Origin of the sequence: Microbacterium rhizomatis (assembly GCF_008710745.1) — a bacterium.
GTDB lineage: Bacteria > Actinomycetota > Actinomycetes > Actinomycetales > Microbacteriaceae > Microbacterium > Microbacterium rhizomatis.
Window position 1 is genome coordinate 587,157 of the sequence record NZ_VYSA01000002.1, and the last position, 13,904, is coordinate 601,060.

Here is a 13,904-nt window from a genome sequence, read left to right on the forward strand (position 1 = left end):
CAAAACCGGCCGTGAGAGGTTCCGGAGCCGCGGCTCGCGGCAGTGAATACGAGCTACCGGGCCGCGAACGCGGCGTCGAAAGCGGCGTCCGACGGCTCGTAGGTCGAGAGCTTCCGGACGAATGCCAGAGCCTCGGGGGCTCCGACCAGGCGGTCCATGCCGGCATCCTCCCACTCGACCGACAGGGGGCCGCCGTACCCGATCGCGTTGAGCATGCGGAAGGCGTCCTCCCAGGGGACGTCGCCGTGTCCGGTGGAGATGAAGTCCCAGCCGCGGCGCGGATCGGCCCACGGCAGGTGTGAAGACAGCCGGCCGTTGCGGCCGTTGCCGAGGCGCTTCTTCGTGTCCTTGCAGTGCACGTGGTAGATCCGGTCCTGGAAGTCCCACAGGAACGCGACGGGGTCGATGTCCTGCCAGACCATGTGCGACGGGTCCCAGTTGAGCCCGAACGCCTCCCGGTGGCCGATCGCCTCGAGTGCGCGCTTGGTCGTCCAGTAGTCGTAGGCGATCTCGGACGGATGCACTTCGTGGGCGAAACGCACACCCACCTCGTCGAAGACGTCGAGGATCGGGTTCCAGCGATCGGCGAAGTCCTGGTACCCGGCATCCACCATGTCCTGCGAGGCGGGCGGGAACATCGCGACATACTTCCAGATCGACGAGCCGGTGAAGCCGGTGACCGTCTTGACGCCGAGCGCGGCGGCGATGCGGGCCGTGTTCTTGAGCTCTTCCGCCGCGCGCTGCCTGACCCCCTCGGGATCGCCGTCGCCCCACACGCGATCGGACAGGATGTCGCGGTGCCTCTGGTCGATCGGATCGTCGCACACGGCCTGCCCGCCCAGATGGTTCGAGATCGTCCACACCCGCAGGCCGTTGCGCTCGAGGATGTCGAGCCTGCCCTGCACGTAGGCGGCGTCGTCCCAGCGCGACACATCCAGGTGGTCGCCCCAGCAGGCGATCTCGAGTCCGTCGTAGCCCCACTCTCCGGCGAGGCGCGCGACCTCCTCGAACGGCAGGTCGGCCCACTGGCCGGTGAAAAGGGTGATGGGTCGCGTCATTGCGTCTCCTTACGTCGGTGTAGAGGCTTCAGCCCGCGATCGGCGTCCAGATGCTGCCCGCCGCCGAACTGCGCTCGACCGCATCCAGCACGCGCTGAACATGCAGCCCGTCGGCGAAGGACGGACGCGGCACGCTGCCGTCGTGGATGGCGCGGACGAAGTCGTGAACCTGGTTCGAGAAACCGTGCTCGTAGCCGAGCATATGCCCCGTCGGCCACCACGGAGCCAGGTAGGGATGGTCGTGCTCGGTCACGAGCACCCGGCGGAACCCCTGCTCGAGCTCGGGTTGAGTGGCGTCGTAGAACTCGAGTTCGTTCATGCGCTCGAGGTCGAACGCGAGCGCGCCCTTCGAGCCCGAGACCTCGATGCGGAGCGCGTTCTTGCGTCCGGTCCGGAACCGGGTCGCCTCGAACGACGCGAGCGCCCCGCCGCCGAGCCTCCCGGTGAACAGAGCAAGATCGTCGACCGTCACGTCACCGTACTCGTCGCCGGCCGTGCCCGTGAGCCCCTGTCCTTCGCGAAGGAGGGGACGCTGGGCGACCAGGGTCTCGATCACGCCCGAAACGCTGCGGAGGCGCTGCCCGGTGATGTACTCGACGAGGTCGATGGCGTGCGCGCCGATGTCACCCAGCGCCCCCGAACCGGCCTGCTCCTTCTTCATGCGCCAGGTGAGAGGGGCCTGCTCATCCACCAGCCAGTCCTGCAGATACTCGGCGCGCACCTGGCGGATATCCCCCAGGCGCCCGAGCGCCACCAGGTCACGCGCGAACGTCGTGGCGGGCACGCGCCGGTAGGTGAATCCCACCATCGAGCGGATGCCGCGGTCCGCCGCCTGCGCTGCGGCCTCCGTCATCGCTTCGGCCTCGGCGACGGTGTTGGCGAGCGGCTTCTCGCACAGCACATGCTTGCCTGCGGCGAGGGCCGCGATGGCGATCTCGGCGTGCGTGTCACCGGGGGTGACGATGTCGACGATGTCGATGTCGTCGCGTTCGAGCACCGCACGCCAGTCGGTCGTGCTCTCGGACCATCCCCACTTCTCGGCGCACGCGGCGGTCGAGGTGGAGGAGCGGCCGACCAGGACGGCCATCTCGGGATTCACCGGAAGATCGAAGAACCGCGGTGCGACGCGCCAGCCCTGGGAATGAGCGGCTCCCATGAAACCGTGACCGATCATCGCGACGCGCAGTGTGTCTCTCAACGCAGTGTTCTCTCTCTGGGATGAATGGCGCGGGGCGCCCGCCGAATCGACGGGCGCCCCGCGAGATTACTGACCTACTGGAACGACAGGTCGATGAAGTCGGCGACGTTCGCCTTCGTCACGACCGGCGCGTCCAGCACGATCCGGTTCGGGATGCTGGGCGTGATCAGATCACTCATCGTCTTACCCTGCGCGATCAGGCGGGCCAGCGCCACGCCGTCCGCGGCCTGCGTCGACGGGTAGATGACCGTCGCCTTCAGGACGCTGTCGTCGGCCTGGATGGCCTCCATCGCGGCGCGGCTACCTGCTCCGCCCATCATGAAGAACTCGTCGCGGCCGGCCGAGGTGATCGCGGCGAGGACGCCGATGCCCTGGTCGTCGTCGTGGTTCCAGAGCGCGTCGATCTTCGGGTTGGCCGACAGCAGCTGGGATGCTGCCGCCTCGCCGCCCGCGACGGTGAAGTCGGCGGCAACGCGGGCGTTGACCTTCAGGCCGCAGTCGCTGAGGGCGTCGGCGAAACCGGCGGAGCGGTCCTGCGTCAGAGGCAGCGAGTCGATGCCCGCGATCTCGGCGACCACGGCGCTGGTGTTGCCCGCGAGCTGCTCGCAGACGTACGTGCCGGCGCTCACGCCCATGCCGTAGTTGTCACCGAGCACGGTGGTGCGGGCGGCGAACGGGCTCGAGAACTCGCGGTCGACGTTGATCACCGGGATGCCGGCCTGCATGGCCTTGATCGCGACCTCGGTCAGCGCGGCGCCGTCCGTGGGGAGCAGCACGATCGCGTCGACACCCTCGTTGATGAAGGTCTCGACGGCGGCGATCTGTGCGATCGGGTCGTTGGTGCCCTCGGCGGTCTTCAGCTCGACATCGCTGAAGCTGGCGGCGGCGGCGATGGCGCCGGAGTTGATGGCGCCGAGCCAGCCGTGGTCGGCAGCGGGGCCGGAGAATCCGATGACGACCTTGTCGCCGGAAGCGGCGTTCTCGTCGACCGTGGTGCCCTGGTCGACGACGCTTCCCTCCGTCGCTCCAGAACCTGTGCAGCCGGCGAGAAGACCGACAGCAGCGACGAGCGCGGTGCCGGTCAGGACCAGACGGGTGCGCGTCTTGAGGTGTGTGCGCATGTACTTCCTCCTTGAATGTGATGCAGCGGGGGCGTCTGCGGGCTGCTTCGAGGCGGATCGGGATCGCCCTCACTCGAGGAGTCCACGCTGACGAGAACCACCGTAGCAGAAGTGTTCCATGGCAATACAACTTTTGTTTTTGAGTTGTTATAAGTGCCTCCGATCCGCCCCCCTGCGCGGATTTGGGGTACTTCGGCGGCGGTCGGATCTCGTCGATCGGGCTGGCGGATGCCGTATTGATACTCGGCACGAGGGTGTCTGTCGTGTTATGTTCGGCCGGTGATCAAAGTTGACCATCCACCGGCATTACTTGACGTCCGAGGTCTCACGAAGTCGTTTGCCGGCGTACAGGCACTGCGCGGCGTGGACCTGGAGATCCTGCCCGGCGAAGTGCACTGCGTGCTGGGCCAGAACGGTGCGGGCAAGTCCACCCTCATCAAGACGCTCGCCGGCGTCCATCGTCCCGACCAGGGCACGATCACCTGGCAGGGCGAGACCACCGACATCCCGACTCCCGAGGCCGCGATCGAGCTGGGCATCGCGACGATGTACCAGGAGCTCGATGTGGTCGATGGCCTCACGATCGCCGAGAACATCTTCCTGGGCCACGAACTGGCGCGCGGAGGCTTCACCCGGCGGTCCGAAGCGTTCCGCCGCACGCGCGAGCTGCTCGCGCGGCTCGGGCACGGCTCACTTTCTCCGAACGCCGATGTCGGGCAGCTGAGTGCGGCCAACAAGCAGATCGTCAGCATGGCGCGGGCACTCTCGCACGACATCAAGCTCATCATCATGGACGAGCCGTCCGCCGTGCTGGACACCGAGGAGGTCAAGAACCTCTTCGGTGTGGTCAAGGAGCTCACCACGGAGGGCATCGCGGTGGTGTACATCACCCACCGGCTGGAAGAGATCCGCCAGATCGGCGACCGCATCACCGTGCTGAAGGACGGCCGGTCGATGGCGACCGGGCTCGCCGTGGCGGATACGCCCACCACCGAGCTCATCAAGCTGATGACCGGTCGCAGCGTCGAGAACGTGTTCCCGCCCGCCGTGCCGGTGCCCGAGGACTCGCCCGTCGTGCTCGAAGTAGAGGGACTGGGCCTGCAGGGCGTCTTCCAGGACGTGTCGTTCTCCGTGCGCGCCGGCGAGGTGATCGGGCTGGCAGGCCTCGTCGGATCGGGTCGCTCCGAGATCCTCGAGACGGTCTACGGCGCGCGGAAGGCGACATCCGGCACCGTCCGCGTCTCGGGCAAGCCCCTGCGCCGCGGATCGGTGGTCGCGGCGGTCGCCGCGGGAGTCGGCCTCACCCCCGAAGAGCGCAAGAGCCAGGGTCTCGTGCTCGATGAGCCGATCTACGTCAACGTCACGCTGTCATCGGTGTCGCGGTTCGCGAAGGCCGGATTCCTCGACGAACGCACGGAGCGCAAGGTCGCGCGTGAGCAGATCGAGGCGCTCGAGCTGCGGCCCGCAGACCCCGATCGGGCCGCGGTCACGCTCTCGGGCGGCAACCAGCAGAAGATCCTGCTCGCGCGGTGGCTCGTGCACGGCACGCGTGTCCTGCTCCTGGACGAGCCGACGCGCGGCGTCGACGTCGGCGCCCGTGCCGAGATCTACGCCCTCATCCGACGGCTGGCCGCCGCCGGGAACGCCGTGGTCGTCGTCTCGAGCGAGATCCCCGAGGTGCTCGGGCTCGCCGACAACGTCCTGGTGATCTCGGACGGCCGCGTCATCCAGACCCTCCCCTCTTCCCAGATCGACGAGCACGGCGTGCTCGATCTCGTTATGAAAGGAACCGCCGCGTGAGCGACAGGACAGGGGTCGCAGTCGCCCCCCAGACCACCACCCCTCCCGAGTCGTCCTCCGGCCCGGACAAGCCCAAGTCGGGACTGCAGCGCGTGCTGTCGGGCTCCGTCGGACGCAACCTCGGACTCGTCGTCGCCCTGCTCCTGATCGTCGTCGTCGGCGCGATCACGGCGCCCGACACGTTCTTGAGCGTCAACAACACCCTCACGATCCTGCGTCAGGCATCGATCATCGGTGTGATCAGCATCGGCATGACGCTCGTCATCATCGCGGGCGGTATCGACCTGTCGGTGGGGTCGGTGCTGGGCCTCGCCTCCGTCGCCGCCACGATCGCCGTCGTCCAGAACTTCTCCAAGGAGACGCACTGGATCGTGATGGTCATCGTCGCCCTCGCGGTGGGACTCGCCGCCGGCATCATCAACGGCGTGGTGATCGCCTACGGCAAGGTCGTGGCCTTCATGGCCACCCTCGCGATGCTCGTCGCCGCACGAGGACTCGCCGAGATCCTCGCCGAGCGCCGCACCCTGCAGGTCGGCGACCGCGGGTTCATCACCTTCATGAACAGCGACATCCTCGGCGTCGACATGCTGATCTGGATCTTCGCGATCGTGGCGCTCGCGGGCTGGGTGCTCCTGAACCGCACGACATTCGGCCGTCGCACGATCGCGATCGGCGGTAACCGCGAGGCCGCGCGGCTCGCCGGCATCGACGTGAAGCGCCACCTGATGTGGATCTACGCGCTCTCGGGATTGGCGGCCGGCATCGCCGCCGTCATGATCCTCGGTCGCACCACCGCCGGCACCTCGACCCACGGTGGCCTGTACGAGCTCGACGCGATCGCCGCCGTCGTGGTCGGCGGAACCCTGCTGGCGGGCGGCCGCGGCACCATGACCGGTACGGTCTTCGGTGTCCTCATCTTCACGACGCTGAACAACGTGTTCGTGCAGAACAACCTCACCTCGTCGGTGCAGGCGGTCGCCAAGGGGATCATCATCGTGGTGGCCGTTCTCCTGCAGCAGAGATTCGCCAAGCCGACCGGCCGATCGTCCTGACCCGACTCGCCATTCCACCGGCGCGGCGACGCAACCCAAGGGGGTTCGGACGAGGAGACTGCGACTTCTGGCGAAAGTCATAGGAATGGTTGGGAGAATCCACGCATGACCGACACCTCCATCAATGCGGCGAGCGTAAGCCAGCTGTTCCAGCTCCTCCGCGACGGCGTCCCTCGTACGCGCGCCGAATTGGCGAAGTCGACGGGCCTGGCCCGCTCGACGATCGCGCTGCGGGTGGACGAGCTCATGCGGATGGGCCTGATCACGCCCGTCGCCGACGCCGTGTCGACGGGAGGGCGGCCGCCGTCGCAGTTCGCCCTCAATCCCGCCGCGAAGGTCGTGATCGCCGCCGACATCGGCGCCTCGCACGCGACGGTGGCGATCACGGACCTCGCCGGCACGGTGCTCGCCCAGCACTCCGAGGATCTGGATGTCGCACTCGGCCCCGTGCCGGTGCTCAGCTGGCTCGTCGAGGGTGCGACCGCGCTCCTCGAACGGGTCGGACGCAACACGGCCAACGTCGCGGCCATCGGCATCGGCGTGCCGGGGCCGGTGGAGCACTCGACGGGTCAGCCGGTCAATCCGCCGATCATGCCCGGCTGGGACAGATTCGACATCCCCGGATGGTTCCACCAGCACCTCGAGGTGCCCGTGCTCGTCGACAACGACGTGAACACGATGGCGCTCGGCGAGCGCGCCGTCGGCTGGCCGGGCATCGAGCACCTGATGTTCGTCAAGATCGCCACGGGCATCGGCGCAGGGGTCATCTCCGGCGGCCTCCTCCAGCGCGGCGCACAGGGCGTGGCGGGCGACATCGGGCACGTGCAGGTCGCGCGCGGCGCGAACGTGCCCTGCAAGTGCGGCAATCGCGGATGCCTCGAAGCCCTCGCGTCCGGGCCGGCGATCGCCAGAACCCTCCGGGAACAGGGCGTCGAAGCCCACACCGGCACCGACGTGGTGGACCTCGTCAAGCGGGGCAACATCGAGGCGATCCAGGCGGTCCGCCAGGCCGGCCGCGACATCGGCGAGGTGCTCACGACCTGTGTGAGTCTCGTCAATCCCTCCGTCATCGCGATCGGCGGGTCGATGGCTCGCGTCGGCGAGCACCTCATCGCGGGCGTCCGCGAAGTGGTCTATACGCGCTCGACTCCGCTCGCGACCGAGCATCTCTCGATCGTGCAGTCGGTGACGGCCGAGAGGGCCGGCGTGCTCGGGGCGAGCATGCTGGCCGTGGAGCACGCGCTGTCGCCGGAGGCTCTGACGGTCGGCTTCGTCACCCGCTGACGTTCGGCGCTGCGACCGCGCCGGGAATCGCGCCGATGAGTTCGCGCGTGTAGGCATGGGTCGGCCGGGACAGCACCTCGTCTGCGAGCGAATGCTCGAGGATCCGCCCATCCTTCATGACGGCGATCGAGTCGGACACCTGACGGATGACTCCCAGGTCGTGCGAGATGAACAGGTAGGTGAGGTCGAACTCGTCCTGCAGGTCGACCAGCAGCTGCAGGATCTGCTCCTGGACCGAGACATCCAATGCCGAGACGGGCTCGTCGAGGATCAGGAATTCCGGGCGAAGGGAGAGCGCGCGAGCGATCGCGACTCGCTGGCGCTGCCCGCCGGACAGCTGTGCGGGCCGGCGATCGAGCAGGTCCGGCTTCAGTCGCACCCGCTCGATGATCTCGCGTACGAGCTCGGCGCGCGAGCGTCGGTCGCCGATGCCGAAGGCCCGCAGCGGTTCGGCGACGATCGCACGCACGGTCATCCGCGGATCCAGCGACCCGAACGGGTTCTGGTAGACCACCTGGATCCGACGACGCAGCTGCCGCAGCTGTTCGCCCTTCCATCGGGTGATGTCCACGTCGTCGAACCGCAGCGTCCCTGCGTCGGGCTCGATGATCCGGGCGACGAGCCGAGCGGTCGTGCTCTTGCCCGATCCGGACTCGCCGACGATCGAGAACGTCGTGCCCCGCTGGACGGTGAAGCCGACGTCGTCGACGGCGGGCGCTGCACCGCCGCGATGGGCATACGTCTTGCTGAGGCCGGTCACCTCGACGAGGACTCTGCGGTCGCGCGTCTCGGCCCGATCGCCGACTCGTGCCGACGGCGTCAGTCGTCGGCTGTTCAGCCCGGGCGCCGCCGCGACGAGGCGCTGCGTGTAGGGGTGGGCGGGTGCCGTCAGCACGTCGCGCGCGCTCCCCGACTCGACGATCAGGCCCTGTTCCATCACGACGATGCGCTGCGCGCGGTCGGCGGCGACGGCGAGATCGTGCGTGACGAGCACGACGGCCGTGCCGTGCGTGCGTGCGAGGGTCTGCATCCGGTCGAGGACGTGTCGCTGCACCGTGGCATCGAGGGCGCTCGTCGGCTCGTCGGCGATCACGAGGTCGGGCGAGCACGCCCACGCGATACCGATCAGCACGCGCTGGCGCAGGCCACCCGACAGCTCGTGGGGGTACTGCCGGGCGCGCACCTCCGGCTCGGGGATGCCGACTTCCCGCAGGATCTCCACCGCCCGCTGCGCGGCGGCGGCGGCGGTCATTCCCATGTGCCGGCGCAGCGACTCGGCGATCTGCTCACCCACCCGCACGACGGGATTGAGGCTGTGCGACGGATCCTGCGGAACGAATCCGATACGTCGCCCGCGGATGGTGCGCATCGCCCGGAGCGGAAGGGAGAGGAGATCGACCCCATCGAAGACGATCGACCCAGAGCCGATATGCGCTTCGTCCGGGAGCTGGCGGATCAGCGAGTGAGCGATCGTGCTCTTGCCCGAACCCGACTCGCCGACGACCGCGAGAATCTCGCCGCGGCCGACCTCGAAGTCCACACCGCGCACGGCCGGCGTCGCTCGCGATCCCGCGCCGTATGCGATGCGCAGATCAGTCACTCTCAGAAGGACGTCGTTCACCGGTCGCCTCCGATCGAGCGGGCCAGCCCGTTGACCGCGAGCACGACGACGAGGATCACGGCGCCCGGCAGCAGGCTGAGCCACGGAGCGACCGCCACGAAGTCGCGCCCCGCCGAGACGAGCGAACCCCACTCGGGCGCCGGGGGCTGCGCACCGAACCCGAGGAAGCTGAGGGCCGAGACGGCGAGGATCGCCAGCGCCAGCTCGAGGGCTGCCATCGCGATGATCGGACGCGCGGCGTTGGGCAGCACATGACGGGTGAGGACGGTCGGCCACCGCACACCCAGTGTCGTCGCAGCCTCGACGAACTCCTCGCTGCGCACCCGCATCACCTGGGCCCGCATGACGCGGGCGAAGGCCCCGGCCGTGCCGAGCCCCACACCGAGCGCGATCGACAGCGGCCCGAACCCCATCGAGGCGACCACGATGAGCGCGAGAAGGATGCCGGGGATGGCGATGAGCACGTCGACGAAGCGCATGACGACGAAATCGACCGACCCCCCGGCGTAGCCGGTGATCAGTCCCACCGCGGCACCGACCGCGACGCCGGCGAGCACCGCGAGGCCCGCAGCGGTGACCGACAGCTGCGCGCCGTAGATCACCCGCGAGAACACGTCGCGGGCGAGGTTGTCGGTGCCGAAGAGGTGCTCGAGGCTCGGCGGCGCGAGCCGCATCGAGCCGACCGAATCATACGGATCGTAGGGGGCCAGCCACGACGGCGCGATCACCGCGACGAGCGTGAGGAGGAGCACGAGGACGGACAGCAGCACGCCGGGCTTGCGGAGGATGCTCATCGGACCGCCTCCGTCGCCGCGGCCGGTTCGACGGGCGCTACGCGCGTGGCGGACGTGAGGCGCGTGCGGATCCGGGGATCGATCACGCCGTACAGTCCCTCGACGATCAGAGTGACCACCGCGTACACCGCCGCGACCACGATCACCACCCCGGTCACCACGTTGATGTCACGGGCGAGCACCGCATCGACCGTGAGGCGCCCGATGCCGTCCCGTGAGAAGACGGTCTCGACCACCGCTGTACCCCCTGCGAGATAGCCGATCTGGAGCCCGATGATCGTGATCGCCGGGAGCAGCGCATTGCGGATGACATGGCGGAAGACGACGGCGCTCTGAGACAGCCCCTTGGATGTGGCGGTGAAGACGAACGGGCTCGCGCCGGCATCGAAGACCGCGGCGGAGAACACCTGGAAGAAGATCGCCCCCGTCGGGAGGGCCAGGGTGACGGCGGGAAGGACGACACTCGGGAAGCCGGCGGTCCCGGATGCGGGAAACCACCCGAGCCCGAACGAGAACACCGTGATGAGCACGAGCCCGCTGAGGAACGCGGGGATGGCGATCCCGAGCGGCGGCACCTGTGTCACGAGGTTGCGCACCCAGCGCGGGTGGGCGAGATACGCCCAGACGGTGAAGGCGAGCGCCCCGAGGAAGCCCAGGATCAGGGCCAGTACGGCGACGGCCGCCGTGTGCGGGAACGCACGCGCGATGAGATCCGAGACGGGGAGCCCCGTGGCGATCGAGATGCCCAGATCGCCGTGGAAGAGCGCGAGGAAGTGCGTGATGTACTGCAGCCACACGGGGCCGTCGAGTCCGTACCGCACGCGCAGCGCTTCGAGTTCTGCCGGATCGGTGGTGACGGAGTCGCCGCCGCGCTGCGCGAGGGCGGCGAGCACCGGGTCACCGGGCAGCGCGTGGATCAGCAGGAACGCCACCGTGTAGGTCGCCCAGATCACGAAGAGACACTGGAGGACCTTGGGGGCGAGGAAGCGGAAGACCGCTCCCGCCCGCGATGACGATGCTGCTGATACCACGCGCTGTGCTCCGATGGTGTTAGTCCGACGTGACCATCGCGTCGTACAGGTTGATGCGCGACGCGGAGTCGAATGTCAGCCCCTCGACCCCGGCCCGGGAGGCGTGCAGCTGCACGGTCTCGAGCGTCGGGATCACGTAGGCCTTCTCGGCGACCATCGTCTGGATCTGGTCGACGAGCTTCTGACGGGCCGCAGCATCCGCCGTACGGCTCTGCTCGATGAGCAGCGACTCGAGAGCGGGGTCGTTGACGATGCCCCACCGGGACGGCGATGCGGACGACAGCAGCACGCGCAGCACGTCGGGGTCGGTGCGGGTCAGACCTGCCCCGAGCATCTCGTAGTCGCCCGACGCGACCGCACCGAAGAAGTCACCCGAGGCGACCATCTTCAGCTGCAGGTCGACACCGATGTCCTTCAGCTGGATCTGCGCGGCCTCCAAGACGTCCTGTGCGTAGAACGCCGTCACGGTGACCGTCAGCTTCTGCCCGTCCTTCTCGTAGATGCCGTCCGAGCCGAGCTTCCAGCCGTCGTCCTCGAGCAGCGCCTTGGCACCATCCGGGTCGAAGGCGAGGACGTCGCCCTGGTCGGTGTAGCCCGGGGTCGACGAGGTCAGCACGCTGGTCGGAGCCTTGCCGCTGGCCGACCCGGCGATCACGTTGATCTTGTCGCGGTCGAGCCCCTTCGTGATCGCCTGCCGGACTGCCTCGTCGCCCATCAGTCCCTTGGTCGTATTGACGATCAGCGAGTTCGGTACGCCGGGGTTCGCGGCCGCGTAGAGACGGTAGTCGTCCGTCGTGAAGCGGGCTTCGTCGACGTAGGGCAGGTCCTGGATCAGGTCGTACTCGCCGGAGGTGAGACCCCCGGTGCGCACGCTCGGTTCCGTGATGATCGGGAAGGTCACGGTGTCGAGATGGGCCGCGCCCTGGTGTCCGCGCAAGGAGGACGCCCAGTCGTAGTCCTCACGTGCCGAGATCTTCACGGAATCGTTCGGGACGTACGAGTCGAGCACGAACGGACCGGTGCCCACGATGCTCTGGCACCGCGCCTCCGGCGTTTCGGCGACCGTCGCCGCGGAGACGATTCCGAGCGTCATCGTCGTCGCGCCCTGCTGGAACGCGACGTTGGGCGCCGAGAAGTTGACCGTGAACTCGGTGTCGCTGATCACGTCGGTGCCCGTGTAGCCGGCGAGGTAGCCCTTCGCGAGGGATGCCCCGGCCCCGAGACTCGCGACGGCGTCGAAGTTCGCCGCCACGACCTCGGAGGTGAGCGGGGTGCCGTCGCTGAAGGTGATGCCGTCCGCGAGGGTGAAGGTGTACGACGTGAGGTCGTCGCTGGGAGTCCAGCTCTTCGCGAGCCACGGAACGATCTCACCCGTCTCCGGGTTCTGGTCCAGGAGCGAGTCGACCAGCTGGCGGCCGACGTTCAGCGAAGTGGTCAGCGACGTCTGCTGCGGGTCGACGCAGACGATGTCCTCTTTGAGGGCGAAGACGACGTCCTGGGCCACGTCGGCCGCCGGGGTCGACGATGCGGTGCCCGCACCGCCGCCGGCGCAACCGGCCAGAACGACTGCGACGGCCGCGATCCCGGCGGGAAGGGCGATACGCCGCAGGCCGCGGCGTGATGATGTGCTCACTGTGTCTCCTCAGGTGTGTGTAGGGGTGCTGCGTCAGCCCGGCAGTTCGCCGGAAACGACGACGCCGCGCGCTACCACGGCGACGATGTTGTCGATCGTCAGATGATCGATGTCTTCCCAGGGCCGTCCGCGCACGACGACGAAGTCTGCGCTGAGGCCCGGCGCGATGCGCCCGGTCGTGGTGGTGAGGCGGATGGCGTCCGCGGCATCCGAGGTCCCCGCTCGGAGAGCGCGCTCGGATGTCCAGTCGAACGCGTGCCTCATGAGCCGGAGCTCCTCGAGCTGATCGCCGAACTTCACGAAGATGCCGTTCGCATCGGTGCCGAGCACGAATCTCACCCCCGCCGCAGCCGCGCCCCGGAAGTTCGCATCGCGCTCGTCGACGACGGCGCGCCCCTTGGCCTGCGCCTCGTCGCTGACGGGAATCCGCCGCTCGGCGATCGCATCGTTGATCATGAGCGTGGGAGCGACCGGAATGCCCCGGGACACCAGATCATCCCAGTGCCGCTCCTGGATGCCGGTGCCGTGCTCGATCGAGTCGACCCCGAATTCGAGGGCGATGTCGATGCCGTCGGCGGTGTGGGTGTGTGCCGCCACGAGCAATCCGAGCGCGTGTGCCTCGTCGACGGTCGCCGCGATCTCGGCCTTCGTCTGATTGCGCCAGCCCACCTTGTCGCCGATCGAGAGGACCCCGCCGCTCGTGAAGATCTTGATCCCGTCGACGCCGGCGCGCGCCCACTGGCGAACGAGCTTGCGGCATTCGTCGGGTGAGTCCGCGACGGGCCCGCGGTGCGGATAGTGGGGCGGTATGAAGAGGTCCCCGTGGCCCGCGGTCATGCCCACGGCGCCGTGGACGAGGATGCGCGGGCCGGGGATGAGCCCGGCGTCCAGCGCGCGCGCGGCGGCAAGCTGCACGTCGGTGCCCGACAGGTCGCGAAGAGTGGTCACGCCGGCCGCAGCGGCTCGGCGGGCGTGTGAGACGACGTGCAGCGAGCGCTCGGGCTCCGGCGTGATCAGCGGCCAGGTCATCCAGTCGACCGAGCCGCTTCCCGCGTACGAATCGAAGTGGACGTGGGTGTCGATGAGCCCGGGAATGACGGTCAGCTCACCCGGCACCTCGGACTCGCGGACCGTCTCGACGTGGGTGATGCGGCCGTTCTCCCACCGCACGTCGGCCGGCCCGCGGTAGGCATCGCCGTCCCACAGCGGGAGTCCGCTGATACGCGTGGCAGCTTCCTGCATGACTTCTCCTTGATCGATGACCCGGGCCACGTTACCGATCTGTTCGATGACAGATCGACAAGTGAGAGAA

11 protein-coding genes are annotated in these 13,904 nt (G+C 68.5%); 3 read left to right on the forward strand and 8 right to left on the reverse strand.

Annotated features, from left to right (window positions below):
• Window positions 1–53: 53 nt before the first annotated feature.
• From F6B43_RS11145 to F6B43_RS11155, 3 genes are all read right to left on the reverse strand, one after another.
• Window positions 54–1,058, reverse strand: coding sequence for a sugar phosphate isomerase/epimerase family protein (locus F6B43_RS11145; protein WP_150449002.1), 1,005 nt, complete (start codon window positions 1,056–1,058; stop codon window positions 54–56).
• A gap of 28 nt (window positions 1,059–1,086) precedes the next feature.
• Complete coding sequence (locus tag F6B43_RS11150; RefSeq protein ID WP_150449554.1) at window positions 1,087–2,232, reverse strand: Gfo/Idh/MocA family protein; 1,146 nt, start codon at window positions 2,230–2,232, stop codon at window positions 1,087–1,089.
• A 98-nt stretch (window positions 2,233–2,330) separates the two neighbouring features.
• On the reverse strand, window positions 2,331–3,377 hold the full coding sequence (locus F6B43_RS11155) for a substrate-binding domain-containing protein (protein WP_150449003.1): 1,047 nt from the start codon (window positions 3,375–3,377) through the stop codon (window positions 2,331–2,333).
• A 279-nt stretch (window positions 3,378–3,656) separates the two neighbouring features.
• On the opposite strand from F6B43_RS11155, the gene F6B43_RS11160 reads away from it, so the two are divergent.
• From F6B43_RS11160 to F6B43_RS11170, 3 genes are all read left to right on the forward strand, one after another.
• The gene (locus F6B43_RS11160; protein ID WP_246159913.1) at window positions 3,657–5,177 is read left to right on the forward strand and encodes a sugar ABC transporter ATP-binding protein; all 1,521 of its coding nucleotides are present in this window, start codon (window positions 3,657–3,659) and stop codon (window positions 5,175–5,177) included.
• Entirely contained in the window at window positions 5,174–6,229 is a 1,056-nt protein-coding gene (locus F6B43_RS11165; protein WP_150449004.1) for an ABC transporter permease, read from the forward strand. Before F6B43_RS11160 ends, F6B43_RS11165 begins: the two co-directional genes overlap by 4 nt.
• 105 nt (window positions 6,230–6,334) lie before the next feature.
• Window positions 6,335–7,513, forward strand: a complete 1,179-nt coding sequence (locus F6B43_RS11170) for an ROK family transcriptional regulator (RefSeq protein WP_150449005.1) — start codon at window positions 6,335–6,337, stop codon at window positions 7,511–7,513.
• On the opposite strand, the gene F6B43_RS11175 is transcribed toward F6B43_RS11170, so the two are convergent.
• Genes F6B43_RS11175 through F6B43_RS11195 form a run of 5 tightly spaced genes read right to left on the reverse strand, consistent with a single transcriptional unit; the run spans window position 7,503 to window position 13,834 of the window.
• Complete coding sequence (locus F6B43_RS11175; protein WP_150449006.1) at window positions 7,503–9,134, reverse strand: dipeptide ABC transporter ATP-binding protein; 1,632 nt, start codon at window positions 9,132–9,134, stop codon at window positions 7,503–7,505. The two genes, F6B43_RS11170 and F6B43_RS11175, sit on opposite strands and share 11 nt — an antisense overlap.
• The gene (locus tag F6B43_RS11180) at window positions 9,131–9,928 is read right to left on the reverse strand and encodes an ABC transporter permease (RefSeq protein ID WP_150449007.1); all 798 of its coding nucleotides are present in this window, start codon (window positions 9,926–9,928) and stop codon (window positions 9,131–9,133) included. Before F6B43_RS11180 ends, F6B43_RS11175 begins: the two co-directional genes overlap by 4 nt.
• Window positions 9,925–10,959: an ABC transporter permease gene (locus F6B43_RS11185; RefSeq protein ID WP_170285628.1), complete on the reverse strand. Its 1,035-nt coding sequence runs from the start codon at window positions 10,957–10,959 to the stop codon at window positions 9,925–9,927. Before F6B43_RS11185 ends, F6B43_RS11180 begins: the two co-directional genes overlap by 4 nt.
• A gap of 19 nt (window positions 10,960–10,978) precedes the next feature.
• Complete coding sequence (locus F6B43_RS11190; protein WP_150449009.1) at window positions 10,979–12,592, reverse strand: ABC transporter substrate-binding protein; 1,614 nt, start codon at window positions 12,590–12,592, stop codon at window positions 10,979–10,981.
• Window positions 12,593–12,625: 33 nt separating this feature from the next.
• Window positions 12,626–13,834 (reverse strand): metal-dependent hydrolase family protein, encoded by a 1,209-nt coding sequence (locus F6B43_RS11195; RefSeq protein WP_150449010.1) that lies wholly within the window; start codon window positions 13,832–13,834, stop codon window positions 12,626–12,628.
• Window positions 13,835–13,904 lie beyond the last annotated feature (70 nt).